This window comes from Natronococcus sp. CG52 (assembly GCF_023913515.1).
Classification (GTDB): domain Archaea; phylum Halobacteriota; class Halobacteria; order Halobacteriales; family Natrialbaceae; genus Natronococcus; species Natronococcus zhouii.
In genome coordinates this window covers 1,837,053-1,855,072 of the sequence record NZ_CP099391.1, presented here as the reverse complement: position 1 = coordinate 1,855,072, position 18,020 = coordinate 1,837,053, and the positions used below count along the sequence as shown (strand labels likewise).

Below are 18,020 nucleotides of genomic sequence, written 5' to 3'. Positions count from 1 at the left end.
ATACAGTCTCGAGTACTGCCCGGAGAAGGGGAGTCGCTGAAAGCCGATGCACGCTCGTCGCACAGCCGTCGCGCGATCGGGTGTGAATCGTTTCGGTCGGTACGGTGCGAGCGAGTGAACCACGGGAGCTATATATCTGGGCGTTTCAGTTCCTACTATGGGTTTTGGTAGCTACGACGAGTCCGAGCAGCAGCAGCAAAACGTGGCCGACGAAGACGACGAAGACGCCGCCGTAAACGTCCACGAAAACGACTACGAAGGGGAAATGACACTCGAGACCGGCGGCTCGGCCGACGATCTGATCGGACAGCTACAGGATATCAAAGAGAGCAAGGAAGCCAAAGAGGAGTAACACTCCTCGACCGTTGGCTACCTCCCCTATGAAGCTCCATGCTGAGGGAAACGACGCTCGCATTCGTTGTCGCACCTGACAACCGGACGGGCGAACGCGATTACTCCGGTACTTTCACCGGTCACTTGCGATCTGACCGTTATCGTAACAACTGGAACGGGTCACACACCGATCGCACACCCGTCGTGGGCGAGGTCGGTGGTGTCGACCTCGAGGTGACGTCGGTCGGCTGTACACTGACTTTCAGTGGCTACTGTAGCGCTGGCCACGAGAGCACTCCTGCAAGACGTTTCCAACGTTCAGCACCGCTGCCGGAAAACGGCGGGTCAGCGACTCCGCTACTGGTATCCCACTCACCGAAACGGTGAGTGTTACCTCACGCTAGTTCGATGATATCTCCGTTCGAGGTGACGTGAATATCGCGTCCGAGTTTGTATCCCTGATTGGATGCGAGATCGACGTATCCCGAGAAGCCGCTCATGTTCTGGTGGGCGGGGATAATGTGCTCGGGCTGGAGCGCGTCGAGCATCTCGTAGTGGCCCTCCTGACAGAGGTGACCCGAAACGTGGATGTCGTCGTAGATGCGGGCGCCCTGCATGCCGAGGAGCTTCTCGGCCTGGTAGCGCTGCCCCTCGTTGGTCGGCTCCGGAATCACTCGCGCGGAGAAGACGACCTTGTCACCCTCGTCGAGTTCGTACGGCGTCTCGCCTCGGGCCATCCGGGTGAGCATCGCGCGCGGCTCGCCCTGGTGGCCAGTCACGACGGGCAGGAAGTTCTCCTTGCCCTCGTTCATGATCCGTCCGAGCGTCTGCTCGATGGACTGGCGGTAGCCGACCATCTCGACATCCGACGGGAAATCCACGTCGAGTCGCTTCGCGGTTCCCGAGTACCCTTCCATCGAGCGGCCGAGCAGGATCGGCTGTCGATCGATATCTCGTGCGAACTCGACGAGACTCTTCACGCGGGCGATGTGGGAGGAGAAGGTGGTGGCGACGATGCCGCCGTCGTAGTCCTCCATGCTGTAGAGGACGTCGCGGAGGTGCTCGCGGGCGACGCTCTCGCTGGGCGTCCGACCCTTCTTGTTCGCGTTCGTACAGTCCTCGATGTAACAGAGGACGCCTTCGCGGCCGATCTCGCGGAATCGCTCCATGTCGATCGGATCGCCGATGACCGGCGTGTGGTCCATGCGCTTGTCCAGTCCGTAGACGACGGCGCCCTCGGGCGTGTGAAGAACCGGGTTGATCGCGTCGATGATCGAGTGGGTGACGTTGACGAACTCGAGGTCGACCTCGTCGGAGTCGCCGATCGACATCGTCTCGCCGGCCTCCATCTTGATCAGCTCGTTGTCGGAGCCGAACTTCTGCTCGTCGTCGAACTCGTCCTTCACCAGTTCGATCGTGAACGGCGTCGCGACGATGGGTGCGTCGTATCGGTGGGCCAGTTTCGAGATGGCGCCGATGTGGTCGAGGTGGCCGTGCGTCGGCACGATAGCCTGCACGTCACCCTCCAGGTCGCTCATCACCCGGTCGTCGGGGATCGCACCCATGTCGATCAGGTCGAGACTGTGCATCCCTTCCGTTCGGATATTGTCGTGAATCAGGACCTTCGACAGGTTCAGTCCCATGTCGAAGATCACGATGTCGTCACCGGCGCGAACAGCGGTCATCTGTCGGCCGACTTCCTCGTAGCCGCCAATCGTCGCAATTTCAATTTCCATTGGTAGATCCGATCATAGCAGTCCGGAGAACACAGCCTCGCGGCCGGAGTGGCCGCTCGCGTGAGAACGCAAACGTTCGGCAACGTGAGCAAGCGTCTCGGTCACGTTCTTGGGAATTCCAAAAACGAACGTTCAGTCCCAGCTGTGCCAGGGACAGCGCCTCTTTCGGTTAGATAAACAACAGCACTCCGCACGTAAGTACTCCCGGATTGTGGGTGAGGAGAGCGGAAGTGAGTAACATGTGGCACGAGACTGGACGGAACTCGATCGGGAGTTTTCGGCGGACAATAGCGGGAAGCGGGGCGAGGATTCAGCGATCGTCGCGATCTCAGTCTCCGCGGAGAACGAGCGGACCCATGGCGGACGTTCGCTTCGCGATCGTTGCCAGACGGAGAATGTACGAGACGAACAGCAAGAACGGAAGCACGCAGATCGTGTACGCGGCACTGATCACCCACAACCAGACATCGACGCCGAGGATGGTGCCGACGAACGTACTTCCATCGACGAGCATCACCATTCCACCAGCGACGACGAGTGCCGGCACCGCGAGATACAGAATTCCCTGTGAGAGTTTGACGAGCGACCACTGGAAGTAGAGTGTCTTGATGTATTCACGCGCGGGTCCGTACATCGTGAGCGCCGTCAGCGTCTCCGTACCCGCGTCGCGCTGCTCGCTCGTGAGACTCCCCTCGTACTCGTTCAACAGCCAGCGGAGGTCGTACATTTTCCGATCGTAGTTGTAGTTCAGCGCCGCCTTCATCACGTCGAACGACCCGAAATCGGCGTTTTCCAGATCGTCCGTCGCTACCTGCGCGTTCTCGCGGAGGTCCTCGACGTACTCCTCGGCGTGCGTACGGAGATCTTCGTCGTCGCTGCGCTGTACCGTATCCTCGAACGCGCGGGCCCGGTCGCTGCTTGCATCGATTAGCTCCTTGAGGAACAGGGCGGGGTTGGCGGGGCTCGGAAAATCGAGCAGGTCGTCCGTGTTCTTGTAGAAGTCCATCGCGAGGTCCATCCGACGGCGCTGGCTGCCGAGCGGTCCGATCTCCTGGGAGAGAACCAGCTGATTGATCGAGACGACGAGTGTGGTTCCCGTGATGAGCGCACCGATCAACGCCTGAAACGACATCTTGACCCAGTCGGTCGTCGCCATTACATGGTGAGCCGACGGCGGCCGCGACACGCCCCAGAGCATCAACGCGAAAAAAACGCCAGCCGCCATCACCCCGGAGAGTAGCCATCGATTCGCATTGAGCAGTACCCAGAGCTTGTAGCGGTTCTCGTCGGCTCGCTCCCGCATCGTGTCGTCGGTCGAGAGATCCTTCATCGTGTGGCTCGAGAGTCAGTCCTCGAGCGAGCGCTCGAAGATCAAAAACTTCGTACCGCCGCCGTCGTACGAGACGGTCTCGACGAGTCGCCATCCGTCGGCAGCTAGTTCGTTGAGCCGCCTCTCGGGGTTCGAGGATTCGCGTTTCGTCAACTCGCTCGGCGGCTCGATAACTTTGTACTCCCAGTTTGCGGACGGTTCACTGTCCATTTCCTAGTGAGTTCGCTCAGGCGTCAGTTACGCTTTTCCCTGCACCTTGTAGTACTACTGCGGTGATCGATCAGATCGCCAGTTTCGTAGATGATACTCGACTAGCTGAATCCTTCGAAATGAGACGTCGATGCGATAGACTCACCGAAGACATCGTCTTCTGACTCCTCGAGAACAGAGCGAGCAACCGTCCAGATCTAAACCCAGTGCGACGGTCGTCTCGCCGTGTTCGGCGCTATCGTTCGCGATCCCGTGGCCTATAGCGTCACGGGTCGCTCGTCGGAGTTATTCCGTCAAAACGGGTTGGGACAGATTCGAACTACGCCGAGACGGTCGCCCTCACTGCGTTCGGGCGCTGCGACTCGTCTGGTTTAAATCTCCCCGTAACAATTTTCGAGCGACGTGTTCGTCGTGGTTCGAAAAACGCGGCGCGTCTTTCGTCATCACGAAACGGCGAAGCCGTTTCGAACGACTCCGCTCCTCACAATTTGTCGCTCGAAAAATGGGTTGGGGCAGATTTGAACTGCCGGCCTCCTCCATGTCAAGGAGGTGTCATAACCAGACTAGACCACCAACCCGACCTGGTTTTGCGTTCCGTGGCGTCCGTCGCCACCTCGACTACACTCAATCGTTGCTGCCCACTGTAATTGAAGGTTTCGAATCGACCGCCGTACGCGAGTCCGAACCACGATCCTCCGACACGCTTAAGTCGATGTACTGATTTGGACATTGTAAGACAACTACGTACATTGGTGTTCACTATGCAGGAGTTCGTCGAACGGGTTACGGACGGGGAGGATCTCACACAGAAAGACGCTCGAGCGGCCTCGAGAGCGGTGTTCGAGGGCGCGACGGAGGCACAGATCGGTGCGCTGCTCGCGGCGCTGCGTGCAAAGGGCGAGACCGAAGCCGAGATCGCCGGCTTCGCGCAGGGAATGCGCGAAGCGGCCCGAACGATCGAGCCCGACGGGGAACCGCTGGTCGACACCTGCGGGACGGGCGGGGACGACTACGATACGATCAACGTCTCGACGACGAGCGCGATCGTCGCCGCCGGAGCGGGCGTGCCGGTCGCCAAACACGGCAACTACTCGGTTTCCTCCTCGTCCGGGAGCGCCGACGTTCTCGAGGAGGTCGGCGTCCGCGTCGAGGCCGAACCTCCGGCCGTCGAGGACGCGATCGAACGCGACGGGATCGGCTTCATGCTCGCGCCGGTGTTTCACCCGGCGATGAAGGCCGTCATCGGTCCGCGAAAGGAACTCGGGATGCGGACCGTCTTCAACGTGCTCGGCCCGCTGACGAACCCCGCCGGCGCGGACGCCCAGGTCGTCGGCGTCTACGATCCCGACCTCGTGCCCGTTCTCGCGGACGCGCTCGCGCGGATGGACGTCGAGCGCGCGCTGGTCGTCCACGGCGCCGGCACCGACGAAATCGCGATCCACGGCGAGACCGTCGCTGCAGAAGTGAACGGATCCGACGTCGAAGAGTACACCCTCGAGGCTGCCGATCTCGGCCTCGGAGAACAGGAGATCGCGGACATCGCGGGCGGCTCGCCCGCGGAGAACGCGGCCGACATGCGCGGCATCGTCGAGGGCGACGTGACGGGCGCGAAACGCGACGTCATCCTCGCAAACGCCGGCGCGGCGATCTACGTCGCGGATGCGGCCGACTCGCTCGAAGCGGGCGCCGACGCCGCACGCGAGGCGATCGAGTCCGGCGACGCGGCGGCGAAACTCGAGCAGCTCTGCAGCCAGAACCGAGCGGAGGTCCCGGGACAGGAGGCACGATGACGCGCGTGAAGATCTGTGGAATAACGACCGAGGACGACCTCGAGACGGCCGTCGACGCCGGAACGGACGCGATCGGCGTCATCTGTGACGTGCCGGTCGACACCCACCGCGAGGTGTCGCCCGATCGGGCGGCCGAACTCGTCGCGGCCGCGCCGCCGTTCGTGACGACCGTGCTCGTGACGATGCCGGACGATCCGGCGGCGGCGACCGAACTGGTGGATGCGGTCGGGGCCGACGCGGTGCAGATCCACGGAACCCTCGAGCCGGACGAACTCGCGTCGGTACGAGAGCGGATCGACGCGACGCTCCTGGTGGCGCTCGACGCGGGCGGTGCGACCGCGGCGACCGCCGAGCGCTACGACGCCGTCGCCGACGGGTTGCTCGTCGACACGCCCGGCGAGGATGGCGGCGGCGGTACCGGCGAGACCCACGACTGGAACCGGACCCGGACGACGACAACTGATCTCGAGTCGCCAGTGATTCTCGCCGGCGGACTGACGCCCGAGAACGTCGCCGACGCGGTGCGGACGGTCGAGCCGTTCGCCGTCGACGTCGCGAGCGGCGTCGAGACACCCGAGGGTGGCAAGGACGCCGACGCCGTGCGAACGTTCGTCGAGCGAGCGAAGACCGCGTCGACGCCGGCCCTGCAATCATGACCGAACCGGAACAATCGTCGGCGGAGCGGGCGACGCTCGACGTCGACCGAGAGGCGTTTCGCGAACACGCCGGCGATTCCGGCGACCGCCCCGTCGTCGTTCGGGCCGTCGCCACGCTCGACGTCGAGACGTCGCCCCTCGCCGCATACGCTGCGCTGACCGGTCGCTCGAGTTCGAGCGATCAGGAGCGATCGCCGTACGCGTTTCTGCTCGAGAGCGCGGAGAAAACCGCCTCGAGCGACCCCGACGGAGCGTTCCGGCCGAACTCCTCGCAGACGGACCGTCACGCCCGGTACTCCTACGTCGGCTACGAGCCCGAGGCCGTCGTGACGGTCGGACCGGAGGGGACCTCGGTCGAGGCGCTCTCGGACGATCCGCCCCTCGAGTCGCTCGAGACGGAGCCCGAGGGGGACACGGTCGACGCGCTCCGGGCCGCGCTGCCGGACGTGCGCCTCGCGAACTTCCCGGATCACGATCGGCAGCACCTGGAGGGCGGACTCGTCGGCTTTCTCGCCTACGACGCCGTCTACGACCTCTGGCTCGAGGAGGTCGGCCTCGAGCGCCCCGACTCGCGGTTCCCGGACGCGCAGTTCGTCCTGACGACGAAGACGCTCGCGTTCGACGAGCGCGACGGGACCGTCTCGCTGGTCTTCACGCCGGTGCTCGAAGCCGGGGACGATCCCGACGAGGTCTACGACGCGCTGCTGGCGGAAGCGACCGCCGTCGAGGAGACGCTCGGAACGGCCGAGGAGCCGGAGACCGGCGGCTTCGTCCGGGAGGACGAGGTTGCGGGATCGAAGACGACGTACGAAGAGAGCGTTCGACGGGCGAAAGAGCACGTCCTCGACGGCGACATCTATCAGGGCGTCGTCTCGCGCACGAGGGAGCTCTCCGGTGAGATCGATCCCATCGGATTCTACGAGGCGATGCGCGAGGTGAACCCCTCGCCGTACATGTACCTCCTCGAGCACGACGAACTGACCGTCGTCGGGGCCAGTCCCGAGACGCTGGTCTCCGTGCGCGGACGCGAGGTCATGTCGAACCCCATCGCGGGCACTTGCGATCGGGGCTCGAGCCCGGTCGAGGATCGCCGGCTGGCCGGCGAGATGCTGGCCGACGAGAAGGAACGCGCGGAGCACACGATGCTGGTCGACCTCGCGCGCAACGACGTGCGCCGCGTCGCCGAACCGGGCTCGGTCCGCGTCGACGAGTTCATGAACGTGCTGAAGTACAGCCACGTCCAGCACATCGAGTCGACGGTAACGGGCGAACTGGCCTCCGGTGCGGATGGTGCCGAACAGCGTTCGGCAGCCCGGGAGACAGCGTCTCCCGACGCGTTCGACGCGACGCGGGCGGCGTTCCCCGCCGGAACGCTCTCGGGCGCCCCGAAGATCCGCGCGATGGAGATCATCGACGAACTCGAGACCGAGCCGCGCGGCCTCTACGGGGGCGGCGTCGGCTACTACTCCTGGACCGGGGACGCCGACTTCGCGATCGTGATTCGAACGGCTACCGTGGAAGATGAGCGCGAGCGCGACCGGATCACGGTGCAGGCCGGCGCCGGACTGGTCGCCGACAGCGACCCGACTGCCGAGTACGAGGAGACCGAGAAGAAGATGGGCGGGGTCCTGGCAGCACTCGAGGCGATCGAGTACGACGATGATTCTGCGGACGACCCGGTCGAGACGCCGCCGGAGGTGAGCCGATGAGCGCCGCTGGAGCGGATCGCCAGCAGCGGGCCGACGCGCGTCGAATCCTCTTCGTCGACAACTACGATTCGTTCACGTACAATCTGGTCGAGTACGTCAGCCAGCAGGAGGGAACCGAGACCGAGGTGGTGAAGAACACGGCCTCGCTCGAGGACGTTCGAGCGATCGATCCGGACGCCATCGTGGTCAGTCCCGGCCCCGGACACCCGAAGAACGACCGCGACATCGGCGTCTCGATGGACGTCCTGCGCGAGATCAGCCCCGAAGTGCCGACGCTCGGCGTCTGCCTGGGACTCGAGGCGGCAGTCTACGCCTACGGCGGCACGGTCGGTCGCGCTCCGGAGCCGATCCACGGGAAGGCGTCCGCGGTCGAGCACGACGGGACCGGCGTTTTCGAGGGACTCGAGCAGGGCTTTCGCGCCGGACGGTACCACTCGCTCGTCGCGACCGAGGTCCCGGACTGTTTCGAGGTGACGGCGACGGCAGAACACGCCGGTGCAGAACTCGTTATGGGCGTCCGCCACCGGGAGTTCCCGATCGAGTGCGTCCAGTTCCACCCGGAGAGCGTGCTCACGGCCGTGGGACACGACGTCATCGAAAACTTCCTCGAGTCGGTGTAGACGGAGTAGTTCGCGTTCGGTCGGTAATCGCGTTCCCGCTCGACGACTATACCTTCTGCCTGCTGTGACCGAGACGGCGAGTGACCACTGCGTGCCGAATGGAGCCAGCGAGGCCCTCCGTTCTACGCGGTTCAGCGTCGGTTCGTTCGAAGTGACAGTCGCGTCAGCCGATAACACCGACGGTGTACAGTCCGGTGAGCACGATCGCAGCGACGATTCCGACGCGGATAGCGAGTTTGATCGCGATTCGGATCGCGACGATCACGACCGCCAGCAGTGCAATCGCCGCCAGCACGAGGAGGACCGCCGATCCGGATGTCAGTGGTTCGATCATACACGCGAGAGCGCGCACTGAACGCACGTAATCTTTCTGGATACTGTGACAAATTCGATACTAGTACAGTCAACGGATAGAACATGTTCGGCCAATCACATTCGCACCTCCCTGAAAGAGCGTACCGGGCGATTTGCCAGCAAATACGACGCTCGAGTTTACTATCAGTTTGGTCTGAAAATCGTTAAGACGGTTGGTCCCGTAGCAACACGTAGGCTTCGAGACAGCCGTTTCGACGGCCCTCATTGAAGAACCGCGAAGAGTACAGTGACATCTATACAACCTAAATTGCATTACTTCAATAAGAGTGGGAGAACAACACCACGTTTTATGAGGGATGCATGAATACCGAACCTTCGTCACGAATGAACCAATCCAGGACTCGAACCCACGCCAGAATCGACGTACGGCAACGGGATCTCCACGAGGTGGCCCGCGCATGAGCGAATCAGAGCTCTCCGCCGAAGAGTTGACGCTGCCGATCAAGCGTACCGAAGGCGACACGCTGGAGGAGCGCCTGACGGCTAACGCCTATCACAACATTCTGCCCGCACGCTATCTCCGCAAGGACGCCGAGGGCGAACTCGCCGAACGACAGGAGGATCTCTTCGAGCGCGTCGGAGAGAACATCGCGCTGGCGGAAGCCGTCTACGAGGCCGAAAAGCAGGGCCTCGAGATCACCGTCACGCCCGACCAGCTCAAGCCCGGCCACCCGCGACGCGACGAACTCGCTGCGGAGGTCTTCGGTGCCGGAACGACGACGGACGACGACACCGAGACCGTCCTGAGCGAGCAGAACGTCAACAAGTTCGCCTACGAGACGGTCGTTCCCGAACTTCCCGACGAGGTCCGCGAGCACGTCGAGGACGTCGCCGAGACCTTTACTGAAGGAATGGAGACGCTCTCCTTTATGCCGAACTCGCCGACGCTGATGAACGCGGGCGACGAACTCCAGCAGCTCTCGGCCTGTTTCGTCATGAGCCCCGACGACGATCTCTCGGACATCCACGAGACGGCCAAGAAGGCCGCGGAAGTCTTCCAGTCCGGCGGCGGCGTCGGCTACGGCTTCTGGCAGCTCCGCCCCTACGGCGACTCCGTCGGCTCGACCGGCGGCATCGCCTCGGGCCCGATCACCTTCATGCGGACCTACGACCAGCTCTGTGAGACCATCGCCCAGGGGGGCACCCGTCGTGGCGCTCAGATGGGGATCATGCGCGTCTCTCACCCCGACGTCATCGAGTTCATCCACGCCAAGAACAAGGACGTCTCGCTGGCTCACTGTCTGCGGCTCAACGACCCCGACGACTACACCTACACCAGCTTCTCCGAGGCGCTCGAGGAGGCCCGCAGCCTCATCGACGAGGAGGGCCGCGTTCCGAAACACCTGCGCAACGCCGTCGAGGGCCATCTCTCTAACTTCAATATCTCCGTCGGCGTCACCGACGACTTCATGGAAGCGGTCCAGAACGGCGAGGAGTACACCTTCACCAATCCGCGCACGGAGGAGCCCCACATCGCCACCGAGGAGACCAAGGAGATGTACAGTCGCTACGATCTCGGCGAACACGTCGAGGTCGGCGAACCGCTCTCCATCCCGGCGGAACTGATCTTCGAGCGCATCGTCTCCGGCGCTCACGAGAACGGCGAACCCGGCGTGATCTACCTCGAGCGAGTGAACAAACAGCACTCGTTCGACGTCGAAAAGCAGGAGGATCACCAGATCCTGGCGACGAACCCCTGCGGCGAACAGCCCCTCGAGGAGTACGAGGCCTGTAACCTCGGTCACATCAACCTCTCGACGCTGGCCGACCGGGAGGCGCCCGACTGGCGCGTCTGGGCCGACGAGCACGCCGACGACTACGACTCGCAGGCGGCGGCCGTCGAGGCCTTCCTCGAGGAGGCGATCGACTACGAGGAGTTCGACGAGCGCATCACCTACGGCACGCGCTTCCTCGAGAACGTCGTCACCATGTCCGACTTCCCGGTCGAGGAGATCGAGGAGAAGGTCCGGGACATGCGCAAGATCGGTCTCGGCGTGATGGGGCTGGCCCAGCTGTACATCCAGCTCGGCATCAAGTACGGCAGCGACGAGGGCAACGAGGTCGCCCGCCAGCTGATGACCCACATCAACCACGAGGCCAAGTGGACCAGCCACGAACTCGCGAAGGAACGCGACTCCTTCAACGACTGGGACGACTCGAAGTACGCGAACCCGACCGAGTACCGCGAGTGGTTCGAGCACCAGACCGGCCTCGACGCCGACCGGTTCCCCGACGGGTTCCCGATCCGGAACCACAACGTAACGACCATCGCACCGACCGGCACGACCTCGATGGTCGGCAACACGACGGGCGGCTGTGAGCCGATCTACAACGTCGCTTACTACAAGAACGTCACCGACGACGTCCAGGGCGACGAGATGCTCGTCGAGTTCGACGACTACTTCCTGCGCGTCCTCGAGGACAACGACATCGACGTCGACGCCGTCAAGGAGGAGGCCCAGGAGCAGATGGCCACGAACCAGTTCGAAGGCGTCGAGGGGCTCTCGACGGTGCCGGACGCGATCGGCGAACTGTTCGTCATCACCAGTGACCTCTCGGCGAAACAGCACGCTGCCGTCCAGTGTGCCTGCCAGAAGGGCGTCGACTCCGCCATCTCGAAGACCGTCAACGCGCCGAACGACTCCACGCTCGAGGACGCAAAGGAGGTCTTCGAGTGGGTCTACGAGAACGGCGGCAAGGGCGTCACCTACTACCGCGACGGCACCCGCTCGAAGCAGGTGCTGACGACGCGCGCCGAGAACGCCGACTTCGCCGACGAGACCGAAGCCGCCGAGGCGCTCGTCGATCAGATCGACGAGATCTTCGGCGGTCTCGAGGCGTTCCTCGAGAGCGACGACGTCCAGGACGTCCTCGGCGAGGAGATCGCGACGATAGAGGACGAGGGCCGAGAGCCGATTCAGGTCGACTTCACCGAGAAGCGCGAGCGTCCCGACGCGCTGCAGGGCGTCAGCCAGCGCATCGACACGGGCTACGGCAAGGTCTACGTGACGATCAACGAGGATCCCGAGACGGGTCAGCCGTTCGAACTGTTCGCGAACATCGGCCACTCGGGTGGCTTTACGAACTCCTTCACCGAGGCGCTGGCGAAGGTCATCTCCACCTCGCTGCGCTCGGGCGTCGACCCCGAGGAGATCGTCGACGAACTCTGTGGCACCCGCTCGCCGAAGGTCGCCTGGGACAAGGGCGAACAGATCCAGTCGATCCCGGACGCCATCGGCACCGCGATGCGCCGCTACCTCGAGAACGAGATCGACAAGCCGTACCCGACCCAGCAGACGCTCGAAGAGTCGGCCGATACGGACGCGACCGTCGACGGACCGAAGACCGACGGCGGGGCCGCTGCCGCCGGTGCATCGTCTGACGACGACGATTCCGTCCAGGACCTCATCGACGCCGGCGAGTCGCCGGAGTGTCCTGACTGCGGCTCGCTCTCGCTGTACTACTCCGAAGGCTGCAAGACCTGCGAGTCCTGCGGCTGGAGCGAGTGTTAACGAGCGCACACTGAGCGCTTCTGTCCGCTCTTTTTGACCGAGCGCTGTTTTGACGAGAAGTCCGACGAGTACCTACGCGTCGATGAATCACCACGCGACACTCGATACCATCGTGTTCAGGTAACAGCTTTTTGTCCGCCATGTGTGAAAGGCCCACATGCGAAGGACACGATCGCTCGTCCTCGAGGCCGAGACTGGGGAAGTGAAAGTCGGAGACTCCGTCACCTTTCGCGTACGAGATCGGTCGCGTAAACCGGTCGAGGGGGCGATAATCGTTAGCAGACAGAAGAGAGCACGGACGGACGAAACGGGACTCTGCCGGCTAACCTTTCGATCGCCCGGGTTCTGGACGGTTACTGCGATGAAATCTCCGACGGGGGAAACTACGTACAAACCGACGACGACGGTCGTGCGAGCGATCACCAGGCCAGCGATGGCTCAGCGGGTACGCCGGATCGCTACGTACTCCGAGTGAACGGAGCCGCTCGAGCGGCCCGAAACCACCAGCACTTAGCTGGCTCCGCGGGAACGGGAACGTATGACCGGTGACGGCGACGCGGGATCGGACGGCGACGGCGGTTCGCAGGGTCGGAGCGACCAGCCGTCCGGCGCTCCGACCTGCCCGCACTGTCGGGCGCCGATGTACAAACGGCACTGCAAGTACGTCTGTCCCCAACACGGAGTCGTGATCGACTGCAGCGACCCGTTTCGATAGCCGAGTTTAGCCGTCCAGGGGGCGGCTCGAGTCCTCGGCCGGGGGTCGTCCCCACAGATAGTCGTATATCGGCCCCGCGAGCAAGAGCGCAGCGGCGAGACTGCACGCGATCGTCAGAGCGAGTCCCAAATCACCGAATCCGTCGGTGGTGACCGTCGCGGCCGACGCGCCGACGACGACCGCTGCAATCGTCCACGGGAGTTCGCCAAGCGCCGTGCCGATCACCAGGTGACGAAGTCGGACACCGCTGACCGCCGCCGAACACGTCGAGACGTCCGAGGGAATCGGTGCGAGCCGCGAGGCGGTGACGCCGCGGATCGGTCCCGCAGTATCGTAGTAGCGCTGGACCGCACACTCGGTTCGCTCGAGGAGCCGTCCGACCCGCCCGAAGATCGGTAGCTCCGCCGCTCGAGGACCGTCGCCGAGCCAGCGAGCGGTGAGAAAGACGGGAATCGCGGTCGCGACGACACCGACGAGTGCGATCGGGACCCCGAACGAGACGCCGTAGCCGTAGCCGACGACGACCGCGAGCGGCGTCGTCGGCAGGGCGAACAGCGGCCGAACGAGGTAGAGACCGGCGACGAGAAGTGCGAAGCGAATCGGATCGGCCGCCACCGATTCGGCAGCGTTCACCAGCATCGACGCCGGGACGAGAACGCCCGCGGTCGTAACCATCCCGAGGAGGAGCGCCCCCGCGAGGGCTCGCATCGCCGCCGTCGGCATCGTCATCGACCGCTGTTCTTTCGCGACCGTTGAAACCTTTGTGCCTCGCGGGGTCGGCCAGCACAACGTTTATTCGATCCGGCACGACAGCTTTGACCGATGGGCGCTGACGAGGGCACGGTCGACGCGACCGACGATCGGGTCGAACTCGGACTGGCGTTGCTCGAGCGACTCGAGCACGAGTCGCTGTCGCTCGCCGAGGTCGTCGATCGCATCGAGACCGTCACCAGCGATCCCGCGGTGACCCGGACGATCCTCGACCGGGCGGAGCTTCGCGGCATCATCGAACGCGAGGACGGTATCGTCCGTCCGAAGAGCCGCCAGTACGTCCGGTTCGATCAGGACGTCATCACGAAGGAGGGGGAGTTTTCCTGCCGGCGCTGTGGCTCCGGACTCTCGACCGGCTACTTCATCGACCTCGAGAGCGGCGAACTCGGTCCGTTCGGCTCCTCGTGTATTCGGAAGGTTACAGGCCGAGAGTAACCGTATTCGGAACCGGGCGAGAGGGCGTTACCGACCCTGCCGAAGTTCGGTAATCAGCTGTTCGATCGTCTGCTGTTGCTTCTCGAGGTGCTCGTTCTGTCGTTCGACCGCCGCCTCGAGCGTCTCGAGGCGCTCGAGAACTTCGGGACTCGGATCCGAGCTGGCGTCAGTTGCCCCGCCAGCTTCCCCCGAAGGCTGCGCCGCATCGGGTGCCGACTCGTCCGCGAGGTCGTCCATCAGCCGCCGTGACTCGAGCGTCGTCGACTCCGCTTCGGATCGGTTCGATCGGGGGTCGGTACCGCCGGATTCGTCGTCGATCTGATCGGCTGCCCGGGACTGACCCGCTGCGCTGGCGGTCGCCTCCCCACCCTCGTCGGGTTCGGGCGGGTTTGCGTCGAGCGGATCGACGCCATCACCGAAGTCGACCGTCCCGTCGTCACCGTCGTCCTCCTGCTCCTCACCGAGGATCGCGTTGAGTTCGGCGAGCGACTCGACGTCGTGGTACGCGAACAGCGCTCGCTGGAGCCGCTCGCGGATGTCGTCCGCCGCGTCGTTCGGCGCCTTGATCCGCTGCGGGCGGCCGTCGACCGTGAGGACGATCTGCGTCGCGACGCTTCCGTCCTCGAACGAGAGGTTCGTCACGTCGTCGAAGCGGTACTCCGCGTAGTCTTCGTCCCAGACCGCCTCGCCGATGTGCTTGACGAGCCGGTCGCTCGTGAGGATCAGCGTGAGTTCGCTGAACCGGTAGACTTTGACGACGGTCTCGTCGGGACTGGTGATCCCGTTTCCGTTCAACACGCCGGCGAGGATCGGCCGGAGGACCTCCTCGGTCTTGCCCGCGGGAATCGTAAACTCCGCGGGGTCGTCGAGGGAGTACTCGAGCGTGAACGAGGTCTTGCGTCGCCCTTCCGAGAGCGTGATCCGATCCGCGTCGTGGGAGAACTGTTTGATCCGTCTCGTGCTCAGAAGGCCTTCAGCCCGATAGACGATACTGCTCGAGGGAGTCACGAAAATCTCGTCGTCGCCGCCGATAGAGATTCGCGTGACGATCTCCTCACCATCGAGAGCAGACTGTACAAGGCCGGGAACGGTCATACGCCGGGTTTGGTAAGGGCAGGTGATAAATCCGTGGGTCCACGTTGCACGGCCGCGGTGAATGGGAAGGTTAAAGAAACAGACGGCACTACCAGAAGACGAGCCCGGGTGGCTTAGCTGGACATAGCGCCGCACTCATAGGGTTCAGAGATTCGGTGCGGTTTCGCCTTGGAAGCCTCCGTGTCCCTAGAGGACTGCCGAGCCTCGAACCTGGGACATGCGGAGATCGAGGGTTCGGAGCCCTCCCCGGGCACTAGCTTTCTTCGCGACGTCACGAACGTAGTGAGTGACGAGTCTGAAACCCAGTGCTCGGGATGGGGCGACGAACCCGGTGGTCTTCACCGAGCGGAGCGAGGTGAAGGCAGGAAAGACGAACGGAGTGAGTCTTTCCGTGGTTCGGAGCCCTCCCCGCCCCGGGCACGCTTTTCACAGACATCACGAGTCGGAGACGAACGATAACACCGAGAAGCGCGCCGGCTCGCTCCAAGCCCGTAGATCCTCGAGAGTCCGCGTCGGCGGTCGACTCAGAGGTGAAACAGTGTCCCGGGCTATTCCTCAGGGAATTTATCACGGGTACTGATCGAGCGGTAAATTTGAGAGCGCAGTTCAGATGCTCGTTCTTCCTCGATTATCTCTTCCTGCTCGAGTTCTTCGAGAACCGCAACTATCGCATGGCAGAGCCTCTCTGGGTGGTCAATTCGAGTATCAGGTTCGTCGCTCATACTGCATCCTCTTCAGCGAAGGTATTCAACAAGTGGGGTGAAACGGTCGTTCGGCTCGTCACTCATCGACGATACCATACGATCGGTTGTCTCACAGGATCACCACCCTGGAGGAGATCGGCGCGTCGTGCGGACTGCTCTCGCTCTCGGGACGGTCGATACCGAACTCGAGAAGTGGTCGTGAAATCAGAACGTCGATCGGTCCTCACACGGTTGATCGGCAGCGAGGAGAACGTCGTAACACTGGGTGGGGTCACCGAACACGTCTGTCCCGAGTGCCCTTCCCCGGATCAGAGGGACAGTACGTACCGAACGGCTTATTTTCGAGTTGGAGCACGCCCATCTTCCGAAACCGGAAGGCGACGGGACCACGTAGCGATTCGACAGCAATCGGGCGGACTAAGCCCGTACGAGATTCACTCTAAAAATCACACAACGTTATGATGCTCGATAGCATACGAGGGGCATGGACGAGGGAGACCAGTCGGGGGCCGAGAGGAGTTCTGATTCGAGTTCTATCCACGTACAGAGGACGGACGATTGGTCGGCTACGAAACCGAGTATCGCTGTAATTAACGCTCTCGCAACCGTCAAGAACGTCGATCCAGCCGAACTCACAACCGAGTGCGGAATCACTCTCTACGATTACGTTGATCCGGAAGCGCTCGATGTGCTCGTACGAAATCAACGATCCGAACAGGCCATCGTCTCCTTCGCTATTGACCGCTATCAAATTCGGTTCGAAAGTGATGAACTGATCGTCTGCTCCCGCGACCGATAACGGCAAACCTCACTACTGGAAGAAGTACACCGCGTTGAAATACCGACTGATAATGTCATATGATGTGACAGTCGAACCGATAATCGATCAGCAGTAGCTCCGATGGCGATTACGAATCTGGTGCTCAGTTCGCACTCTATCGGTAACGAATTGCCGCTCTTCGGTGCAAACTACTTCGAAAAAATACCGTGTTACGTACAGGTGGCGCGTGTATCGAGACGGATCGGCAATCATCCGGTTCACTGACCGAAAGCGAGAACGTACTCTACCAGTGATGCTCACCGGCTAATTCGAATCGAAATGCCTGCGAGTGTGTGCAACGAGATCGTGTCTCTCTCCGTGCGAGGTGCATCTAACTTACACTGATGACTTCGCCGAATATCTTCAGCGATTCGAACGACCAGAGACGCATTGAACACCAGTACGACACAGATACACCGCCCAGTACCGCCATCGTGCAGGCCATCGCTGCCATCGAAGACGTTGATCCGACGGATTTCCAGACAGACCTGGGAATCAGACTCTACGACCACATAGATCCGGAGGCACTCAACCGTCTCATCACCAACAACGGCGATATTGCTACCGTCACTGTCGATCTGACGCTTCATAACGATCACCGGTATGCTGTACAGATACACGACGACTGGCAGCTCGTCGTTCAAAAAGATGGCTGAGATACGGATACCAGACAGGAGAAGACGAGATCTGAGAGCGGCTCTACCGGATACGTATGGGTTTTTGCTCGATCGGACGGTCGCTCTTTAGCGACCGTCGTGATCGCGATGTCGAGATCGTGGAGTGAGATTTCCTTCTCGATTACAAATTCGGATACTCGCCCGCACTCGTACTATTCGAACACGATATCAGTGCGGTGAGCCATGTCGAGATTCATAGGGAATCACTCGTCGGCGCCTTGCTGCGGAATCGAGTCGGGTGTGGTCCGGTGCTGCGGTCGGTCGACTCCCAGTCCCGAACCGGAGTGGGATCAGGATCGACCGACGAGACGGCGCGTCCTCGAGGGGACTCGTTTCTATCCAACGCGGGCCGATACCGGAAACGCGGAGCCGAGGCATCGTCTCGAGAGCGACCGAAGTACGTCAACGAGCCACAGACAGTGGGGCGTCGACGGATCCCGGTACTGGCGAGGTTCAACACACACTGCGCGGGAAAACGGGAAGCGAAGGGTGAGCGAGAGTCGAGCGCCTCCCACCGACCGCGAACGCGGAC

The 18,020-nt window shown here is 62.6% G+C and carries 17 protein-coding genes and 2 tRNA genes; 11 read left to right on the top strand and 8 right to left on the bottom strand.

What is annotated here, in order from left to right:
- The first annotated feature begins 157 nt into the window (after positions 1 to 157).
- Positions 158 to 352 carry a DUF5786 family protein gene (locus NED97_RS09400; RefSeq protein ID WP_252490431.1) on the top strand — a complete coding sequence of 65 codons (195 nt, stop codon included), beginning with the start codon at positions 158 to 160 and terminating at the stop codon, positions 350 to 352.
- Between the two features lie 376 nt (positions 353 to 728).
- On the opposite strand, the gene NED97_RS09395 is transcribed toward NED97_RS09400, so the two are convergent.
- From NED97_RS09395 to NED97_RS09380, 4 genes are all read right to left on the bottom strand, one after another.
- Complete coding sequence (locus NED97_RS09395) at positions 729 to 2,069, bottom strand: ribonuclease J (RefSeq protein WP_252490430.1); 1,341 nt, start codon at positions 2,067 to 2,069, stop codon at positions 729 to 731.
- A 328-nt stretch (positions 2,070 to 2,397) separates the two neighbouring features.
- Positions 2,398 to 3,399: a hypothetical protein gene (locus NED97_RS09390; protein WP_252490429.1), complete on the bottom strand. Its 1,002-nt coding sequence runs from the start codon at positions 3,397 to 3,399 to the stop codon at positions 2,398 to 2,400.
- 15 nt (positions 3,400 to 3,414) lie between these two features.
- Positions 3,415 to 3,609: a DUF4177 domain-containing protein gene (locus NED97_RS09385; RefSeq protein WP_252490428.1), complete on the bottom strand. Its 195-nt coding sequence runs from the start codon at positions 3,607 to 3,609 to the stop codon at positions 3,415 to 3,417.
- A gap of 503 nt (positions 3,610 to 4,112) precedes the next feature.
- Positions 4,113 to 4,187: transfer RNA gene (locus NED97_RS09380), tRNA-Val, on the bottom strand.
- A gap of 183 nt (positions 4,188 to 4,370) precedes the next feature.
- On the opposite strand from NED97_RS09380, the gene trpD reads away from it, so the two are divergent.
- From trpD to trpG, 4 genes are read left to right on the top strand one after another with little or no spacing between them, the layout of a single operon-like run.
- Positions 4,371 to 5,399: an anthranilate phosphoribosyltransferase gene (trpD, locus tag NED97_RS09375; RefSeq protein ID WP_252490427.1), complete on the top strand. Its 1,029-nt coding sequence runs from the start codon at positions 4,371 to 4,373 to the stop codon at positions 5,397 to 5,399.
- A complete protein-coding gene (locus NED97_RS09370) occupies positions 5,396 to 6,055 on the top strand; it encodes a phosphoribosylanthranilate isomerase (RefSeq protein WP_252490426.1) in 660 nt (219 codons plus the stop codon). The genes trpD and NED97_RS09370 overlap by 4 nt, the downstream gene beginning before the upstream one ends.
- Complete coding sequence (gene trpE, locus NED97_RS09365; RefSeq protein ID WP_252490425.1) at positions 6,052 to 7,764, top strand: anthranilate synthase component I; 1,713 nt, start codon at positions 6,052 to 6,054, stop codon at positions 7,762 to 7,764. Before NED97_RS09370 ends, trpE begins: the two co-directional genes overlap by 4 nt.
- Entirely contained in the window at positions 7,761 to 8,384 is a 624-nt protein-coding gene (trpG, locus tag NED97_RS09360; RefSeq protein ID WP_252490424.1) for an anthranilate synthase component II, read from the top strand. Before trpE ends, trpG begins: the two co-directional genes overlap by 4 nt.
- A 163-nt stretch (positions 8,385 to 8,547) precedes the next feature.
- Here trpG and NED97_RS09355 read toward each other — a convergent pair whose 3' ends face one another.
- The gene (locus NED97_RS09355) at positions 8,548 to 8,718 is read right to left on the bottom strand and encodes a hypothetical protein (protein ID WP_252490423.1); all 171 of its coding nucleotides are present in this window, start codon (positions 8,716 to 8,718) and stop codon (positions 8,548 to 8,550) included.
- A 439-nt stretch (positions 8,719 to 9,157) separates the two neighbouring features.
- On the opposite strand from NED97_RS09355, the gene NED97_RS09350 reads away from it, so the two are divergent.
- Together NED97_RS09350 and NED97_RS09340 are read left to right on the top strand one after the other, a co-directional pair.
- On the top strand, positions 9,158 to 12,271 hold the full coding sequence (locus tag NED97_RS09350) for an adenosylcobalamin-dependent ribonucleoside-diphosphate reductase (protein ID WP_252490422.1): 3,114 nt from the start codon (positions 9,158 to 9,160) through the stop codon (positions 12,269 to 12,271).
- 538 nt (positions 12,272 to 12,809) lie between these two features.
- Positions 12,810 to 12,986: an HVO_2523 family zinc finger protein gene (locus tag NED97_RS09340; protein ID WP_252490420.1), complete on the top strand. Its 177-nt coding sequence runs from the start codon at positions 12,810 to 12,812 to the stop codon at positions 12,984 to 12,986.
- Positions 12,987 to 12,992: 6 nt separating this feature from the next.
- On the opposite strand, the gene NED97_RS09335 is transcribed toward NED97_RS09340, so the two are convergent.
- Positions 12,993 to 13,715 carry a TVP38/TMEM64 family protein gene (locus tag NED97_RS09335; RefSeq protein ID WP_252490419.1) on the bottom strand — a complete coding sequence of 241 codons (723 nt, stop codon included), beginning with the start codon at positions 13,713 to 13,715 and terminating at the stop codon, positions 12,993 to 12,995.
- Between the two features lie 93 nt (positions 13,716 to 13,808).
- Here NED97_RS09335 and NED97_RS09330 point away from each other — a divergent pair, with 93 nt between their 5' ends.
- Positions 13,809 to 14,192, top strand: coding sequence for a DUF5830 family protein (locus NED97_RS09330; protein WP_252490418.1), 384 nt, complete (start codon positions 13,809 to 13,811; stop codon positions 14,190 to 14,192).
- A gap of 27 nt (positions 14,193 to 14,219) precedes the next feature.
- Here the strand turns inward: NED97_RS09330 and NED97_RS09325 are convergent, their stop codons facing one another.
- Complete coding sequence (locus NED97_RS09325) at positions 14,220 to 15,287, bottom strand: DUF7115 domain-containing protein (protein WP_252490417.1); 1,068 nt, start codon at positions 15,285 to 15,287, stop codon at positions 14,220 to 14,222.
- Between the two features lie 102 nt (positions 15,288 to 15,389).
- Here NED97_RS09325 and NED97_RS09320 point away from each other — a divergent pair.
- Positions 15,390 to 15,540, top strand: a tRNA-Met gene (locus tag NED97_RS09320).
- 295 nt (positions 15,541 to 15,835) lie between these two features.
- Here NED97_RS09320 and NED97_RS09315 read toward each other — a convergent pair.
- The gene (locus NED97_RS09315; RefSeq protein ID WP_252490416.1) at positions 15,836 to 16,009 is read right to left on the bottom strand and encodes a hypothetical protein; all 174 of its coding nucleotides are present in this window, start codon (positions 16,007 to 16,009) and stop codon (positions 15,836 to 15,838) included.
- 466 nt (positions 16,010 to 16,475) lie between these two features.
- Between NED97_RS09315 and NED97_RS09310 the strand changes: the two genes are divergently transcribed.
- Together NED97_RS09310 and NED97_RS09305 are read left to right on the top strand one after the other, a co-directional pair.
- Positions 16,476 to 16,790: a HalOD1 output domain-containing protein gene (locus NED97_RS09310; RefSeq protein WP_252490415.1), complete on the top strand. Its 315-nt coding sequence runs from the start codon at positions 16,476 to 16,478 to the stop codon at positions 16,788 to 16,790.
- Between the two features lie 365 nt (positions 16,791 to 17,155).
- The gene (locus NED97_RS09305) at positions 17,156 to 17,467 is read left to right on the top strand and encodes a HalOD1 output domain-containing protein (RefSeq protein WP_252490414.1); all 312 of its coding nucleotides are present in this window, start codon (positions 17,156 to 17,158) and stop codon (positions 17,465 to 17,467) included.
- The last annotated feature ends 553 nt before the right edge of the window (positions 17,468 to 18,020 follow it).

Excerpts from the sequence above, each read along its gene's own strand:
- NED97_RS09400 (WP_252490431.1), top strand. The coding sequence starts at position 158 with ATGGGTTTTGGTAGCTACGACGAGTCCGAGCAGCAGCAGCAAAACGTG.
- NED97_RS09395 (WP_252490430.1), bottom strand. The coding sequence starts at position 2,069 with ATGGAAATTGAAATTGCGACGATTGGCGGCTACGAGGAAGTCGGCCGA.
- NED97_RS09390 (WP_252490429.1), bottom strand. The coding sequence starts at position 3,399 with ATGAAGGATCTCTCGACCGACGACACGATGCGGGAGCGAGCCGACGAG.
- NED97_RS09385 (WP_252490428.1), bottom strand. The coding sequence starts at position 3,609 with ATGGACAGTGAACCGTCCGCAAACTGGGAGTACAAAGTTATCGAGCCG.
- trpD (WP_252490427.1), top strand. The coding sequence starts at position 4,371 with ATGCAGGAGTTCGTCGAACGGGTTACGGACGGGGAGGATCTCACACAG.
- NED97_RS09370 (WP_252490426.1), top strand. The coding sequence starts at position 5,396 with ATGACGCGCGTGAAGATCTGTGGAATAACGACCGAGGACGACCTCGAG.
- trpE (WP_252490425.1), top strand. The coding sequence starts at position 6,052 with ATGACCGAACCGGAACAATCGTCGGCGGAGCGGGCGACGCTCGACGTC.
- trpG (WP_252490424.1), top strand. The coding sequence starts at position 7,761 with ATGAGCGCCGCTGGAGCGGATCGCCAGCAGCGGGCCGACGCGCGTCGA.
- NED97_RS09355 (WP_252490423.1), bottom strand. The coding sequence starts at position 8,718 with ATGATCGAACCACTGACATCCGGATCGGCGGTCCTCCTCGTGCTGGCG.
- NED97_RS09350 (WP_252490422.1), top strand. The coding sequence starts at position 9,158 with ATGAGCGAATCAGAGCTCTCCGCCGAAGAGTTGACGCTGCCGATCAAG.
- NED97_RS09340 (WP_252490420.1), top strand. The coding sequence starts at position 12,810 with ATGACCGGTGACGGCGACGCGGGATCGGACGGCGACGGCGGTTCGCAG.
- NED97_RS09335 (WP_252490419.1), bottom strand. The coding sequence starts at position 13,715 with ATGACGATGCCGACGGCGGCGATGCGAGCCCTCGCGGGGGCGCTCCTC.
- NED97_RS09330 (WP_252490418.1), top strand. The coding sequence starts at position 13,809 with ATGGGCGCTGACGAGGGCACGGTCGACGCGACCGACGATCGGGTCGAA.
- NED97_RS09325 (WP_252490417.1), bottom strand. The coding sequence starts at position 15,287 with ATGACCGTTCCCGGCCTTGTACAGTCTGCTCTCGATGGTGAGGAGATC.
- NED97_RS09315 (WP_252490416.1), bottom strand. The coding sequence starts at position 16,009 with ATGAGCGACGAACCTGATACTCGAATTGACCACCCAGAGAGGCTCTGC.
- NED97_RS09310 (WP_252490415.1), top strand. The coding sequence starts at position 16,476 with ATGGACGAGGGAGACCAGTCGGGGGCCGAGAGGAGTTCTGATTCGAGT.
- NED97_RS09305 (WP_252490414.1), top strand. The coding sequence starts at position 17,156 with ATGACTTCGCCGAATATCTTCAGCGATTCGAACGACCAGAGACGCATT.